The sequence below is a fragment of the Neoaquamicrobium sediminum genome, assembly GCF_040970315.1.
GTDB lineage: Bacteria > Pseudomonadota > Alphaproteobacteria > Rhizobiales > Rhizobiaceae > Aerobium > Aerobium sediminum.
The window spans coordinates 164,510-178,900 of record NZ_JAZHFV010000005.1; the positions used below are offsets into that span (position 1 = coordinate 164,510).

Here is a 14,391-nt window from a genome sequence, read left to right on the forward strand (position 1 = left end):
TCCGGACCCTAGAGGACGCCTGCGGACTTCAGGCTCGACACCAGCTCGGCGACGTCCTTGACCTTGACGCCCGCCTTGCGGCCGCCCGGCTCCTCGGTCTTCAGCACTTTGAGGCGCGGCGACGCATCGACGCCGTAATCGGCGGCCGACTTCTCGTCGAGCGGCTTCTTCTTCGCCTTCATGATGTTTGGCAGCGAAGCGTAGCGCGGCTGATTCAGGCGCAGGTCGGTGGTCACGATGGCCGGCATCGACAGCTCCACCGTCTGCAGGCCGCCGTCGACCTCGCGGGTGACCTTGGCCTTGCCGCCGTCGATCTCGACCTTGGAGGCAAAGGTGCCCTGCGACCAGCCGAGAAGTGCTGCCAGCATCTGGCCGGTCTGGTTGGCGTCGTCGTCGATCGCCTGCTTGCCGAGGATGACGAGCTCCGGCTTTTCCTCGTCTACGATGCCCTTCAGGAGCTTCGCAACGGTCAGCGGCTCGGTGGTCTCTTCGATCTTGACCAGAATGCCGCGGTCGGCGCCCATGGCGAGTGCGGTGCGGATCGTCTCCTGCGCCTGCGCCGGGCCGATCGACACGACGACGATCTCCTCGACCTTGCCCGCTTCCTTCAGACGGATCGCCTCTTCGACGGCGATCTCGTCGAAGGGGTTCATCGACATCTTCACATTTGCGAGTTCGACGCCCGATCCGTCCGACTTGACGCGGATCTTCACGTTGTAGTCGACAACCCGCTTGACAGGGACAAGAACTTTCATGCGCGTGAGACCTTTCCGAGATTTTTGTCGGAGCTGCGTAGCAGCCCCTCATGCCGATCGCTTGCCGGATACCGACATCGTCGGGACGAAACTCAGCACGTCGCGCCGCCCGCCGGGCAATGCGTGCCGTGGCCGCATGAGGCTGTAGTCATCCGTCGCGCCAGCGTCAATATCCGCTGCCGGCTCAAACCGTTTGAATTGTGCAGCGGGACGTCAGCGCCTGCCCCAAGGCGAGGGTGCTTCGACCGGCGGTGGTGGCGCGGGCCTTTCAACCTCGGCTGCTTTCGGCGTGACCACTGTTTGGTCCAGCAGCGGAACGTCGCGCCGGCGCAGCACCAGCACGAGCACTGCGCCGGCGATGATGCCGCCGACATGGGCCGCCCAAGACACTTCGCCCTCGCCGTCGAGCGCGATCATCGCGAACTGAAACAGGATCCACAGCGCCAGCAGGATCCAGGCTGGAAGGCGCAGGGGCAGGCGGCCAAAGGCGAGCACCCAAATTTTCACGCGTGGATGCAGGATCAGGTAGGCTGCGATGATGCCGGCGACGGCACCCGAAGCGCCGATCAGCGGTGCGTGGGAGGTCGGCACCAGCAGGCCGTGCATGAACGCGCCGGCGGCTGCACAGGCCAGATAGAAGATCAGGAACCTGAAATGGCCGAGTGCATCCTCGACATTGTCGCCGAACACCCAAAGAAACAGCATGTTGCCGCCCAGATGGAAGATGTCGCCGTGCAGGAATGAATAGGTGATGTAGGTCGCCTGGTCCGGCACAAGAACCAGGTTGGGCGGGCGCACGACATTATCGAACAAGGTCGCCGGTATGTAGCCCAGCCCGATCACGGTTGCTTCGATGAACTGCTCGCTGGCGACCGCCGTCAGCAGGTAGACGAGGCAGTTGGCGGCGATGAGGCCCAGCGTCACATATTGAAGGCGGATGCGCTTGAGCGTGTTGGCGTCATGAAGCGGTATGAACATGTTCCCCCGCGCCCCGCCTCGGCACTGGGGCTATCTGTTTTGTCCCGGCACCCATAACACATCGCTTTCGCCATTGTCATTGACGGCGCGGGCGGCGACGAACAGGAAATCGGAGACGCGGTTGATGTATTTGATCGCTTCCGGCCCGACGGTTTCACCATCCTTCAGCGACAGTTCGACCATCAGACGCTCAGCGCGGCGTGCGACCGTGCGCGCGAGATGAAGCGCGGCCGCTGCCGGCGAGCCGCCGGGCAGGACGAAGGTGCGCAGCGGCTTGATGTTGCGGTTCAGCGTGTCGATGTCGGCCTCCAGCCGCGCCACCTGCGAGGCGACGATGCGCAGCGGCTCGTAGCCGAGGTCCTGCCCGGTATCGGGCGTGGCGAGATCTGCCCCGAGATCGAAAAGGTCGTTCTGGATGCGGCCGAGCATCGCGTCGATCTCCGCATGGGCGCTCGCGGTATGAAGCCGCGCCATGCCGATACAGGCATTGGCCTCGTCCACCGTCCCGTAGGAGGTAACCCGCAGGTCGTATTTGGGACGCCGCTCGCCGGAGCCCAGCGCCGTCGTGCCGTCATCTCCGGTGCGGGTGTAGATCTTGTTGAGTACGACCATCTTGCAGTTCCCCGATCGTTCAGCCGCGCGAGAAATAGAGCGCAAGCAGAATGAACACGAGCGCGAAGAACTGAAGCAGCACGCGAGCCTGCATCAGCTTGTTGGAAGTGTTGCCGGAGCCGCCACGCAGCATGTTCATGAGGCCACGGATAAGCACGATCACCACGGCGACCATGAAGAGGATGGCGATGATGTTGAAGGCTGTCGACATGGTTGGTTTCCGATCTCGTTCAGGCGCGGTTGGCAAGGAAGCGGTATAGCACGGACGCCGGCAGCAGCCGCTTGAGCAGCGCGCCTATCTTTGCCGGCGTCGTGACCAGGTAATGCGGCCGTGGGCGCGGGCTTTCCAGCGCATGTTTGAGAACTGCATATACCGCGTCGGGGCCGAGTTTCATCCGCGACCTGACGCCGCCTTGCCGGAGGCGCGCGAGCTGCGCCTTGTATTCCTGCCGGTGTGGCGAAGCCTCGACGTCGATGTGACGTTCGAACCACGCGAGGCCGTTCGACGGCAATTTCGATTCGATCGGGCCGGGCTCGATCATCGAGACCTCGATGCCGGATCCGTCGAGTTCCGACCGAAGCGTCAGCATCAGCCCCTCGAGCGCGAATTTCGACGCTGTGTATGCGCCGCGATATTTGACCGGCACGAGGCCGAGTATCGACGAGCAGTGTACGATGCGGCCGTGGCCCTGCGCCCGCATGATCGGCACAATGCGCCGGGTCAGGTCGTGCCAGCCGAAGAAATTGGCCTCGAACTGCTCCCGCAACGCATCCACCGGCAGGTCCTCGACCGCGCCGGCCTGCGCGTGGGCTCCGTTGTTGTAGAGGGCGTTGAGACGACCGCCCGTACGAGCCGTCACTTCCGCTACGAGTGTTTCGATCGAGGCGGCGTCGCGATAGTCGAGGAAAAGGGCCTCGATGCCCTCGGCCTCCAGGGCTGTAATGTCTTCCGGCTTGCGCGCGGTTGCGAACACCCTCCAGCCGTCACGCTTGAGCGCACGGGCGCAATATGCGCCTATGCCGGAAGACGCACCGGTGACGATGATTGTGCGCAACTTGTCAGCCTGTCGCTTCGTATCTTGGTCGATGCTTGCCATGAAGGCGATTCCCTTCCCATATTCGCACGTGCGATACAATCGGCCGGAAAAATGCTGCGCAGACTGGTTATCATCAAACGCGTCCTCGGCGACGCCATCGGTCATTTCAACTATGATGACGGGTGGGCGCTCGCCAGCCATCTCGCCTTGTCGGCCCTGCTGGCGCTGTTTCCCTTCCTGATCTTCGCGACATCGCTGGCCAGCTTCCTGGGTGCGGATGCCTTTGCCGAAACGGCCGTGCATCTCATTTTCGACACCTGGCCGGAGGAGATCGCAGCGCCGATCGCTCGCGAGGTGTCGAGCGTGCTGACCATCCAGCGCGGCGATTTCCTGACCATCGGCATCCTCGCGGCCGCCTTCTTCGCCTCCAACGGCATCGAGGCGTTGCGCGTGGGGCTCAATCGGGCCTATCGGGTGCTCGACCGGCGCTCGATCTTCTTCCTGCGCGCGCAGAGCCTCGCCTTCGTGCTGGTGGCGACGATCGGCTTTCTGGTCGTCTCGTCGCTGCTCGTCGTGCTGCCGGTCGCCATCGGCATCGCGCAGCAGCGCCTGCCGTGGATCGAGCCCTATATCGGTACGATCAATCTGTGGCGCATCCTGATTGCTGCTGTCATCATCGTTCTCGCGCTGATCGCGGTGCATCTCTGGCTGCCGGCGGGCAAGCGCCGGTTTCGCGAGATCGTGCCCGGGCTGATCTTCACGCTCGTGTTCTGGGTGGTCGGTTCATCCCTGTTCGCCACCTATCTCAGCTACTACTCGACCTATGCCTCGACCTATGCGGGGCTGGCCTCGATCATGATCGCGCTGGTGTTCCTCTACATCGTGTCGGCGATCTTCATCCTCGGCGGCGAGCTCAACGCGTCCATCAAGCGGTACCTCGATGCGCGCGCCAAGGTGGCGCAGTAGTCTGCAACCGGACACCAACTTTAAGTCGGCAAAGCAATAGCGATTGTTTAACCTTGTCGCTGGTAGTTATGTTGCGGGCGAGGCGAACAAAAACGGACGGGCAGGTAGGCCCGCTTTTCGGTGGATTCAGGCGCTGGAGACCAGTGTCGCAAGGTCTTTTTAAGACCGGAACCCGAAAGGCTTTGCCATGCCGAAGCTGCTTTCCGCGCTTCTGTCCGACGACAGCGCCATCGTGGCCGCAATCGACCGCTCGCAGGCTGTCATCCACTTCGATCTCGCGGGCAACATTCTCTTTGCCAACGCCAATTTCTGCGCGGCGATGGGCTATGAATCGTCGGAGATCGTCGGCCGCCACCATCGGATGTTCGTAGACCCAGCGGAAGCGGACAGTGCCGAATATCGCGAATTCTGGGCGCGATTGGCGCGCGGTGAATACGACCAACGCCAGTACAAGCGTTTCGGCAAGGGCGGTCGGGAGATATGGATCGAGGCGTCCTACAATCCTCTGTTCAGGCGCGGTAAGCCCTACAAGGTGGTCAAGTTCGCCACAGACGTCACCGCGGCGCGGCAGCGAGCGGCCGGGGATGCCGGCAAGCTGGCGGCGATCTCGAAATCCCAGGCGGTCATCGAGTTCACGCCTGAAGGCGAAATCCTCACTGCCAACGACAATTTCTGCAAAACGCTCGGCTATGAGTTCGCCGAGATCCAGGGCCGGCATCACCGCATTTTCTGCGACCCGGGCTATGCCCAAAGCGACGAATATCGCCAGTTCTGGCCGAGGCTCGCCCGGGGCGAATTCATTGCCAACGAATTCGTGCGCTACGGCAAGGGCGGCAAGGAAATCTGGATCCAGGCCGCCTACAACCCGATCGTCGACCTCAACGGCAAGGTGGTGAAGGTGGTGAAGTTCGCCACCGACGTCAGCGAGCGCATGAGCGCCGTCGTCGCGCTGGGAGGCGGCTTGCGGGCTCTAGCGGAGGGCGACCTCGAGCAGCGGCTGGAGTGCGCCTTCGTGCCCTCGATGGAACAGGTGAGGGCCGATTTCAACGAGGCCGTTGGCAAGCTCTGCGCAGCGATGCAGGCTGTGGGCCATAATGCAAGGTCGATCGCGGCCGGTGCGGAGGAGGTGCGCTCTGCCGCATCGGACCTTTCGAGGCGTACCGAGCAACAGGCGGCCTCGGTCGAGGAGACTGCCGCGGCACTCGAGCAGGTTACTGCGACTGTCTCGGATTCGAGCACGCGGGCGGAGGAAGCGGGCAGCCTTGTGCGGCAGACGCGCGAGAATGCGGAACGCTCGGCCGACGTGGTGCGCAATGCGGTTGCCGCCATGGGAGAGATCGAATCATCGTCCCAGCAGATTTCCAACATTATCGGCATGATCGACGAGATCGCCTTCCAGACCAACCTGCTGGCCCTCAATGCCGGCGTCGAAGCCGCTCGTGCAGGAGAGGCCGGACGGGGCTTTGCCGTGGTGGCGCAGGAGGTGCGCGAACTCGCGCAGCGCTCGGCCATGGCAGCCAAGGACATCAAGGAGCTGATCGGCACCTCGGGAAGCCAGGTCGAGCGCGGCGTCTCACTTGTGGGAGAAACCGGCAAGGTGCTGGAGCAGATCGTCCAGCAGGTGCAGGAGATCAACACGAATGTCGCGGCCATCGTGCAGGGCGCGCGCGAACAGGCGACCAGCCTCGCGGAGATCAACCGCGCGGTGAACACGATCGATCAGGGCACGCAGCAGAATGCGGCAATGGTCGAGGAATCGACCGCAGCCAGCCACTCGCTGGCTGGCGAGGCGCAATCGCTGTTCAGCCTGCTGACGCAGTTCAAGACGGGTGAGGCGGCTGCAACGCCTGCTGCTTCCCAGCAATCGCAACCGGCGCCATCGCCCGCGCGGCAACTCGTTCGGCAGGTCAAAGGTGCCTTCGCCGGCAACGCGGCGCTGGCGAGCGACGACTGGGAGGAATTCTGACGCGCTCTATCGGCGGGTCGCCATCGCGACGCCGATGGTGGTGATCGCCATGCCGACGAGTTGGACCGGTGTCAGCGTTTCGCCGAACAGCACCCACGCGATGAGGGCTGTGACCGCCGGTACGAGGTAGAAGAGTGACGAGACCTTCGACATCTCGCCCTCGCGGATCATCATCATCAGAAGGAAGATCGCACCGATTGACAGTACCAGCACCAGCCACGCCATGGCGAAGACGAGTTCGCCGGTCAGCGTGAACTGGCGCGTCTCGAAGGCGAATGAGCCGATGGCCATCACAATGGCGGCGCCGAGATATTGCCACAGCGTCGCGGTGACGAGGTCGGCGTTGGATACGAACTTCTTCTGCCACACGGTGCCGGCGCTGATCGCCACCGCGCCGGCCAGGCAGGCCAGGAATGTTGCCAGCGTGACGCCGCCGATTGCCTGGCCGATCTTCGGCGCCAGCACAATCACTATGCCGAGGAAGCCCGCGGCGAGCCCCGCCCAGTGGCGGGGCAGGATGCGCTCGCCTAGCGCCCAGCCTGCCATGACGGCGGTGATCAGCGGCTGGAGCCCGATGATGAGGGCGGAAAGCCCGGCCGGCAGTCCATGCCGGATCGACCAGAACACGCCCCCGAGATAGACGCCGTGGATCAGCGCGCCGGCAAATGCGGCGTGCGCGGCCTGGCGTGGGGGCAGCTTCTTCGAATGCATCACCAGCATGATCAGCAACAAGACGACCGCTGCGAGCACGAAGCGTAAGGCGAGGAAGCTGAACGGCTCCGACCACGGCATCGCGTAGCGGGCGCCAATGAAGCCGGTTGCCCAGAGCAGCACGAAAAGAACGGGAATGAAGCTTGCGGCGCGGGACATGGCTCGGGCTTGGGATCGATGGCAGGCAGCCCGCTCTAGTGCCGATCGCCGCGACAAGCAAAGGATTAGAATTGAGCCAATGGTTTCGTGTCGCTGACAGGCAAGATTACAACGCCACCTTGGCGGAGCAGGCGCCTGTGTCGTCTAACGGTCAACCAGGCGCCAGCCGCTACAGACCGACCATGCGCGTGACGTCCGTCGGCGTGAGGCCGGCGGTACGCAGCGCGGCGAGGCCGGTGTCCTTCCTGCTCTTGGACAGTTTTCGGCCGTCGTCTCCCAGCACCAGGTCGTGGTGCAGATAGACCGGCGCAGAAAGCCCGAGCAGTTCCTGCAGCAGTCGCTGGACGGCCGTGGCGTGAAACAGGTCACGACCGCGCACCACGTGGGTCACACCCTGCAACGCATCGTCGACCACGACGGCGAGGTGGTAGCTTGTCGGCACCTCCTTGCGCGCAATCACAACATCGCCCCATGCGGCCGGATCGGCTGTAACGCGACCACTCTCGCCCGTCGGGCCGCTGCCCTGCTCGTCCCACAGGATGGGCGTCGACGCATGCGCGAGCGCGGCGTCGATGTCCAGCCGCCAGGCAAAGGGCTCGCCCTCGTCGATCTGGGTGCGTCGCTCCCTGCTCGAAAGACCGCGCTCGGCGGTCGGAAACAGCGGCGCGCCATCCGGATCGCGCGGCCATTCGCGGCCGTTGGCTTCCGCTTCAACGATCATCGCGCGCGCCTCGCCCCGGCTCATGAAGGAGGGATAGGCAAGCCCCGCATCGATCAGGCGGTGGAGCGCCTCGGCATAGTCGGCGAAATGCTCCGACTGCCGGCGCACGGGCTCTTCCCATTCGATGCCGAGCCATGCGAGATCGCGATAGATCGCCTCTTCGAATTCCGGGGTGCAGCGACCGATGTCGATATCCTCGATCCGCAGCAGCAGGCGGCCGCCGGTTTCGCGTGCCAGTCTCGCGTTCAACAGCGCCGAATAAGCATGGCCCAGATGCAGTTCGCCATTGGGACTGGGTGCGAAACGGAAGACCGGCCGTGTCATGAGGGTGTCGGCAATCGGATTGTACGGGTCATTTCGCGATTGCTACGGTGGCCGGCAAGCAAGAACAAGGGCGAATGATGCGCAGGATCGAGACGCTGGATCACATTGCCGAGGGACTGGACGCGCTGACGGCCATCGATCCCCGGCTGTCAGCGGTCGTGGCTGCCGCCGGCGAGGTGCCGCTGCGCCTGTCGGAGCCGGGCTTTGCAAGCCTGGTATCGATTATCGTCTCGCAGCAGGTTTCGCGGGCGAGCGCAGACGCAATCCTCGGCAGGCTCGTGGCGCTGGTCGATCCGCTCGATGCTCCGGGCGTGCTGGCGGCCGGCGAGGAGGCGTTTCGCACCGCCGGCCTCTCGCGGCCTAAACAGAAGACGCTGCTGGCGATAGCCCGTGCGGTTGTCGAGGACGGGCTGGACCTCGACCACCTTGCCGCTGCGGATCCCGATGACGCGATGGCGCGGCTGACCGCGCTTCACGGCGTCGGGCCGTGGACCGCGGAAGTCTACCTGCTGTTCTGCGCCGGCCATCCCGACATCTTCCCGGCTCACGACGTCGCGCTGCAGACCGCCGTCGGCCATGCGCTGGCTATCGAACCCCGCCCCGACGCGAAAACGCTCTACCGAATCGCCGAATCATGGACGCCCTGGAGAGGCGTCGCGTCGCGGCTTTTCTGGGCCTACTATCGCGAATTGCGCGGACGGGACGCTGCACCGCCCACCGAAACGGCGAAAAAAGCCGCAAAAACAGCATGATTTGGAATTTTGCGGCGCGAAATAGCCGCTTCACATTCCTGCAATCTCGGGATTACAGTATCCGCGCCGATCGAAGCCCGAGCCCAAGGAGGTCAGTCAGTGACGATCGCAGTCTCGCCGGATGCGCTGCCCGCACTGGTGTTGAACGCGGACTATCGTCCGTTGAGCTATTACCCCTTGTCGCTCTGGTCCTGGCAGGACGCGATCAAGGCGGTCTTTCTTGATCGGGTCAACATCGTTGCCGAATACGAGCACGCGGTGTCGTCGCCCTCCTTTTCGATGCGCCTGCCGAGCGTCGTCTGCCTCAAGAGCTATGTGAAGCCCTCGCGGCATCCCGCCTTCACGCGCTTCAACGTATTCCTGCGCGACCGCTTCCAGTGCCAGTATTGCGGCACTCACGAGGATCTGACCTTCGACCACGTGATCCCGCGCCGCTGCGGTGGTGCAACCACCTGGGAGAACGTCGTCGCGGCCTGCTCCCCATGCAACCTGCGCAAGGGCGGGTTGATGCCGCGGGACGCCAAGATGTGGCCGCGCCAGAAGCCGGTGCAGCCCACCGTGCACGACCTGCACAACAACGGCCGGCTGTTCCCGCCCAACCATCTGCATGAGAGCTGGATGGATTATCTCTACTGGGATGTCGAACTGGAGCCGTAGGCGGCTTCCATCAGATCTCCGCGAATTTTGCGGTTCCGGTTCTCAGGCCTTTCGAAAGGCCGCCACGTAGGCGATCGCGGCGAGCGCGAGGCTCGCCACCACATTCCAGCCGGCGAAGGAGAGGCCGAGGAAGCGGCCGGCCGCCTGGTCGCATGAGGGTGGGATCACCGCGTCGAGCTGGTCGAGCAGGCTGCCGCCTGAGGGTGCCGGTGCCACCACACCGCAATCTGTCGGGCCGGGCCACCATGCCCATTCTACGCCTGCATGGAAGATGCCGAGATAGAGGCTCCATGTCATCAACAGCGCACCGGCAAGCAGCAGGCCGCGCGTCACGATGGCCGGTCCCCTGAAGAGAGCCGAGACCAGCGCCAGCACCATCACCGGGATGCCGATATAATAGGGCAGCCGCTGCTCGAGGCAGAGCTTGCACGGGATATAGCCGCCGATGTGCTGGAATCCCAGTGCGGTGCCCACAGTCACGGTCATGCCCAGCGCCAGAAGCGCTGCGGCGGCGGTTTGAATCTTTCCAGTGGCGGCGGTCAGCGACATCGGACCCCTCAGAATATGTAGCGCACAGCGACGAAGCCGCCGATCAGGAGAATCATGAAAAGGGTGAAAAGAAGGCCGAGATTTTTCTCGATGAAGGTCCTGATGGGCTCCCCGAACCTGTAGAGTAACCACGACACCAGGAAGAAGCGCAGGCCGCGCCCGATGATCGAGACGATGACGAGCGTGACGATGTTGAAGCCGGTGAAGCCCGAGAAGATCGTCAGCACCTTGTAGGGGAATGGCGTTACGGCACCGAACAGGATGCCCCATGCGCCCCACGTGTCGTACCAGCCCTGCACCTTCGCGAAGGCGTCCTCAGCTTGGTAGAGCTCGATGATGTGTGTTCCGATCGCGTCGAACAGAAAGGCACCAATCACATAACCAAGCAGCGCGCCGAGCACCGATGCAACAGTGCAGATCAGCGCGTAGCGAATCCAGCGCGCGCGCTCGGCCAGCACCATGGGGATCAGCAGCACGTCCGGCGGGATCGGGAAGAACGAACTTTCGACGAAGGAAACGGCGGCCAGCGAGCGTTCTGCATGACGGGTGCGCGCGAGCGACATCGTCCAGTCGTAGAGGCGGCGAAGCATGGAGGGACCCCGGTTGCGGAAGCCTCTCCTAGAAAGAAAACTGTGGCCGCGCAATGGCGCGGTCCGCCGCATCCGATCCAACTCGCGCGATAGTTACCGCGCTCGGGTAGCGTGTTTGCACGGCGATGTGTGCGTTCCGAAACAGGGTTTCGGCCTGATGTTACGAAATCCACCCATGACGGTCCGTTCCTGACGCTTTCCTGTCCTTCGACCAGGTCGTTGCCTTGCCGCGCCGGGTGGAAACGCGTTCGGGTCAACCTGTCGCGCGACGGAGGAGGCCGTTGCCTGCAGCATGGAGGCATGGCCGCGCTCGCGCGACGGTGGAAATTCCCATGCCCGATACAGGAGGAGACACCCATGATCCCGAGAACGCGCGCCATCATCATCGCTGCCCTTGCGGCGATGCTGCCGGTCCAGGCTCTGGCGCAGGATGCCACAGCGCCGGAGGAAGATGGCCCCCGCCAGGTCCTTTTCGTTGGCAACAGCTATTTCTATTACAACAACAGCCTGCACAATCACGTCCGCCGGATGGCGGTCGAGGGCCTTGGCGTTCCGCTCGGCGATCTCGACTATCGATCGATCACGATTTCTGGCGGATCGCTGATGCATCATCCGATCGCGCACTACCTGACGCCGGGTGCGATCGGCTACGACACGCCGTTCGACGTGGTGATACTGCAGGGGCACAGCGGCGCGGCGCTGAGCGAACGCCGCACTGGCTCCTTCAACGAGGCGGTCGCGGCTGCGAGCGAGCAGATCAGGGAAACAGGCGCAAAGGTGGCACTCTATATGACCCATGCCTATGGCGAGGGTCACAAGGATTTCGCCGCGGACAACACCGAGATTATCGCTGACCTCTATGGCAAAGCTGGCGAATCGGCCGGTGCTGTCGTCATTCCGGTGGGCCTTGCTTTCGCCGAGGCGCAGCGGCGCGATCCCGAACTCGTCCTGCACCAAACCTACGATGACAGCCATCCCAACGTGAATGGCTCATACCTCGCAGCGGCTACCGTCTACGCAACGTTGTACGGGCAGTCGCCGGAAGGCCTCGAATACGATTATTACGGAGCGGTAGACCCCGACATGCGCGTCTTCCTGCAGGAGGTCGCAGCCGACACGGTCGAGGCCTTTGAGGCGCGTTGATGTCCATCTTTGCGCAGCGGTGATCGCTTGACGCACCCATTATCGTTCGTATAGTCCCGGCGCGTTCCGCGAACCTGTGCGGAACGCGCCCTTCTGGGCCCCTGTGGCGGAATTGGTAGACGCGCTCGACTCAAAATCGAGTTCCGCAAGGAGTGCTGGTTCGATCCCGGCCAGGGGCACCAACGGTCTCGCAGCAGCCTGATCTTTTGAGATTGGCACGCTTCGAACTCCGCTTCGTCAGTGCCTGTTTCAGAAGTGTCAGGTCTTGGCGCCCTTGCCGTTGGCGCTTTCCGCGCGCTCCTCAAACCGGTCGGCGCCCTTTTTGAGGTCACTTCCTTTTCGAGCTTCTACCTTGCGCTCCTCCTTCGCCGCAGCGGTGCGGAGATGCTTGCCGGCTTCGCTTCCCTTCTTCGAAAGTGCGTCCTTCCCACCTGCTTTCGTCGTCGCCATGGTTTTGCTCCTCATGGATATCGCCCTCCCGACTAGAACGGGCCGCGAGGCGCCCGGTTGCGCGCCTCGACATGTATTTTCGCTCCGCCGATTCAGGTTGCGTGCCCGAAATCCAAGAGAAAACAGCCAGGCAAGGTTGCAGGCCGACATCTAATGTCATCGGTGCTGGCAGGAACCGCGGCGGCGCTGGTGCATTTTGTGGCGCATCCCCTGCGGATGTTCTCAGGTGACTGCCCGTCGTCTGCCATCAGGCGGCGGGCTCACTTTGCTGTTTTTCAGCTCTGCGTCAGGGCACTGGAAATCATGCCGGTTTTTTGCATGATGCGCCGCAACACAGCCATCGTCTGGTGCGCTGGTGGATCCGGCCGGAGCGCGACCTCATGCTAGAACGAAACGATAGCTATGAAGCTCTGGTTTCCGGCTTCCGCTGGGAAATTCCGGCACGTTTCAATATCGGCGTTGCGGTCTGCGATCGCTGGGCACAGGCGGAGCCTGATCGCCCCGCCCTCTACGCCTATCGGCCCGAAGGCAAGCCGGACGTTCTCACCTATGGCGAAATGGCGCATCGGTCGAACGCCTTCGCCAATGCGCTGCGCAAACTGGGCGTCATGCGCGGCGACCGGGTGGCGCTTCTGCTGCCGCAGGGCTTCGAGACGGCCATAGCCCACACCGCCATCTACAAGCTCGGCGCGATTGCGGTGCCACTGGCCCTGCTGTTCGGCGTCGAGGCGCTGGAATACAGGTTGCAGACCGCCGGCGTGAAGGCCGTGGTGACGACCGAGGCGGGCGCCGTGAAGCTTGCCGGCATCCGCGCGCGCCTGCCGCTTCTGGAGGCGGTCGTGTCGATCGACGGTGCGGGTGCGGGCGCACTTGGTTTCGAGGCGCTGGTTGCCGATCACGCCCCGGACTTCGAAGCGGCAGCAACGTCGCCCGACGACCCGGCGATGATGATCTTTACCTCGGGCACGACCGGTCCGCCCAAGGGCGCCTTGCATGGCCATCGCGTGCTGCTCGGCCACCTGCCGGGCGTGCAGATGCCGCACGAGTTCCTGCCGCAGCCTGGCGACAGGCTGTGGACGCCTGCCGACTGGGCCTGGGCCGGCGGGCTGCTCAACGTGCTGTTGCCGGGCCTCTATTTCGGCGTGCCGGTGGTAGCCGGCCGCTTCGAGCGTTTCGAACCCGAGGCCGCGCTGAGGCTGATGGAAAAGATGGCGGTCCGCAACGCCTTCATCCCGCCGACGGCGCTGCGGATGCTGAAATCGGCGAGCGGCATCGCCAGCCGCTTCGACCTGAAGCTGCGCACGATTGGTTCCGGCGGCGAGGCGCTCGGGCGCGAGACCTACGATTGGGCGAAGGCCGAGCTCGGGCTGACCATCAACGAGTTCTACGGCCAGACGGAATGCAACCTGGTGCTCGCCTCCTGCGCGGCGCTGGGGGTCAGCCGGGGCGGTGCGATCGGCAAGGCCGTGCCGGGCCATGAGGTTGCGGTGATCGACGGCGAAGGCAGGCGAGTCAAGACCGGAGAGCCTGGCCAGATCGCTGTGAGGCGTCCCGATCCGGTGATGTTCCTCGAATACTGGCAGAACCCGGAGGCCACGGCCAGGAAGTTCATCGGCGACTGGATGGTGACGGGCGATCAGGGCATCGAGGACGGCGACGGCTACGTGCATTTCTTTGGCCGCGACGATGACGTCATCACGTCGGCCGGCTACCGCATCGGCCCCGGCGAGATCGAGGATTGCCTGACCGGGCATCCGGCGGTGGCGCTCGCAGCCGTCGTCGGCAAGCCCGATCCGCTGCGCACAGAGATCGTCAAGGCCTATGTCGTGCTGAAGGATGGCGTCGAACGCAACGAGGAGCTGGCCGGCGACATCAGCCTGTGGGTGCGTGAGCGGCTCTCCGCCCACGAATATCCGCGCGAGGTGGAGTTCGTCGATTCCATGCCCCTGACGACGACCGGCAAGGTCATCCGCCGCATTTTCCGCGACCGCGCGAAGGCCGAGGCGGGTTAGCCGGCAGAG

The 14,391-nt window shown here is 63.8% G+C and carries 16 protein-coding genes and 1 tRNA gene; 7 read left to right on the top strand and 10 right to left on the bottom strand.

Annotation, left to right across the window (positions count from 1 at the left end; all coding sequences use genetic code 11):
- Nucleotides 1-8: 8 nt before the first annotated feature.
- From V1479_RS15980 to V1479_RS16000, 5 genes are all read right to left on the bottom strand, one after another.
- Entirely contained in the window at nucleotides 9-755 is a 747-nt protein-coding gene (locus V1479_RS15980; RefSeq protein ID WP_173189411.1) for an electron transfer flavoprotein subunit beta/FixA family protein, read from the bottom strand.
- A gap of 213 nt (nucleotides 756-968) precedes the next feature.
- Nucleotides 969-1,733, bottom strand: coding sequence for a rhomboid family intramembrane serine protease (locus V1479_RS15985; protein WP_368803790.1), 765 nt, complete (start codon nucleotides 1,731-1,733; stop codon nucleotides 969-971).
- Nucleotides 1,734-1,763: 30 nt separating this feature from the next.
- Nucleotides 1,764-2,345: a cob(I)yrinic acid a,c-diamide adenosyltransferase gene (locus tag V1479_RS15990; RefSeq protein WP_368803791.1), complete on the bottom strand. Its 582-nt coding sequence runs from the start codon at nucleotides 2,343-2,345 to the stop codon at nucleotides 1,764-1,766.
- Nucleotides 2,346-2,364: 19 nt separating this feature from the next.
- Entirely contained in the window at nucleotides 2,365-2,556 is a 192-nt protein-coding gene (locus tag V1479_RS15995) for a twin transmembrane helix small protein (protein ID WP_173189417.1), read from the bottom strand.
- A gap of 19 nt (nucleotides 2,557-2,575) precedes the next feature.
- Nucleotides 2,576-3,442, bottom strand: coding sequence for an SDR family oxidoreductase (locus V1479_RS16000; protein ID WP_368803792.1), 867 nt, complete (start codon nucleotides 3,440-3,442; stop codon nucleotides 2,576-2,578).
- Nucleotides 3,443-3,493: 51 nt separating this feature from the next.
- On the opposite strand from V1479_RS16000, the gene V1479_RS16005 reads away from it, so the two are divergent.
- Both V1479_RS16005 and V1479_RS16010 read left to right on the top strand, forming a co-directional pair.
- Nucleotides 3,494-4,348 carry a YihY/virulence factor BrkB family protein gene (locus tag V1479_RS16005; RefSeq protein ID WP_173189421.1) on the top strand — a complete coding sequence of 285 codons (855 nt, stop codon included), beginning with the start codon at nucleotides 3,494-3,496 and terminating at the stop codon, nucleotides 4,346-4,348.
- Nucleotides 4,349-4,535: 187 nt separating this feature from the next.
- Entirely contained in the window at nucleotides 4,536-6,314 is a 1,779-nt protein-coding gene (locus tag V1479_RS16010; protein ID WP_368803794.1) for a methyl-accepting chemotaxis protein, read from the top strand.
- Between the two features lie 6 nt (nucleotides 6,315-6,320).
- On the opposite strand, the gene V1479_RS16015 is transcribed toward V1479_RS16010, so the two are convergent.
- Both V1479_RS16015 and gluQRS read right to left on the bottom strand, forming a co-directional pair.
- Nucleotides 6,321-7,184 carry a DMT family transporter gene (locus V1479_RS16015; protein ID WP_368803795.1) on the bottom strand — a complete coding sequence of 288 codons (864 nt, stop codon included), beginning with the start codon at nucleotides 7,182-7,184 and terminating at the stop codon, nucleotides 6,321-6,323.
- A 169-nt stretch (nucleotides 7,185-7,353) separates the two neighbouring features.
- Nucleotides 7,354-8,229 (bottom strand): tRNA glutamyl-Q(34) synthetase GluQRS, encoded by an 876-nt coding sequence (gene gluQRS / locus V1479_RS16020; protein WP_368803797.1) that lies wholly within the window; start codon nucleotides 8,227-8,229, stop codon nucleotides 7,354-7,356.
- A 77-nt stretch (nucleotides 8,230-8,306) separates the two neighbouring features.
- On the opposite strand from gluQRS, the gene V1479_RS16025 reads away from it, so the two are divergent.
- Together V1479_RS16025 and V1479_RS16030 are read left to right on the top strand one after the other, a co-directional pair.
- A complete protein-coding gene (locus V1479_RS16025) occupies nucleotides 8,307-8,981 on the top strand; it encodes a DNA-3-methyladenine glycosylase family protein (RefSeq protein WP_368803949.1) in 675 nt (224 codons plus the stop codon).
- A gap of 99 nt (nucleotides 8,982-9,080) precedes the next feature.
- Nucleotides 9,081-9,638, top strand: a complete 558-nt coding sequence (locus V1479_RS16030) for an HNH endonuclease (RefSeq protein WP_368803798.1) — start codon at nucleotides 9,081-9,083, stop codon at nucleotides 9,636-9,638.
- Between the two features lie 42 nt (nucleotides 9,639-9,680).
- Here V1479_RS16030 and V1479_RS16035 read toward each other — a convergent pair whose 3' ends face one another.
- Nucleotides 9,681-10,187: a disulfide bond formation protein B gene (locus tag V1479_RS16035; RefSeq protein ID WP_368803800.1), complete on the bottom strand. Its 507-nt coding sequence runs from the start codon at nucleotides 10,185-10,187 to the stop codon at nucleotides 9,681-9,683.
- A gap of 8 nt (nucleotides 10,188-10,195) precedes the next feature.
- Nucleotides 10,196-10,777 carry a YqaA family protein gene (locus V1479_RS16040; RefSeq protein WP_368803801.1) on the bottom strand — a complete coding sequence of 194 codons (582 nt, stop codon included), beginning with the start codon at nucleotides 10,775-10,777 and terminating at the stop codon, nucleotides 10,196-10,198.
- A 357-nt stretch (nucleotides 10,778-11,134) separates the two neighbouring features.
- Here V1479_RS16040 and V1479_RS16045 point away from each other — a divergent pair, with 357 nt between their 5' ends.
- Both V1479_RS16045 and V1479_RS16050 read left to right on the top strand, forming a co-directional pair.
- Nucleotides 11,135-11,920, top strand: coding sequence for an SGNH/GDSL hydrolase family protein (locus V1479_RS16045; RefSeq protein WP_368803802.1), 786 nt, complete (start codon nucleotides 11,135-11,137; stop codon nucleotides 11,918-11,920).
- Nucleotides 11,921-12,017: 97 nt separating this feature from the next.
- Nucleotides 12,018-12,102: transfer RNA gene (locus V1479_RS16050), tRNA-Leu, on the top strand.
- A gap of 76 nt (nucleotides 12,103-12,178) precedes the next feature.
- Here the strand turns inward: V1479_RS16050 and V1479_RS16055 are convergent.
- The gene (locus tag V1479_RS16055; RefSeq protein WP_173189606.1) at nucleotides 12,179-12,370 is read right to left on the bottom strand and encodes a hypothetical protein; all 192 of its coding nucleotides are present in this window, start codon (nucleotides 12,368-12,370) and stop codon (nucleotides 12,179-12,181) included.
- Nucleotides 12,371-12,750: 380 nt separating this feature from the next.
- Between V1479_RS16055 and V1479_RS16060 the strand changes: the two genes are divergently transcribed.
- Entirely contained in the window at nucleotides 12,751-14,382 is a 1,632-nt protein-coding gene (locus V1479_RS16060; protein ID WP_368803803.1) for an AMP-binding protein, read from the top strand.
- Nucleotides 14,383-14,391: the final 9 nt, after the last annotated feature.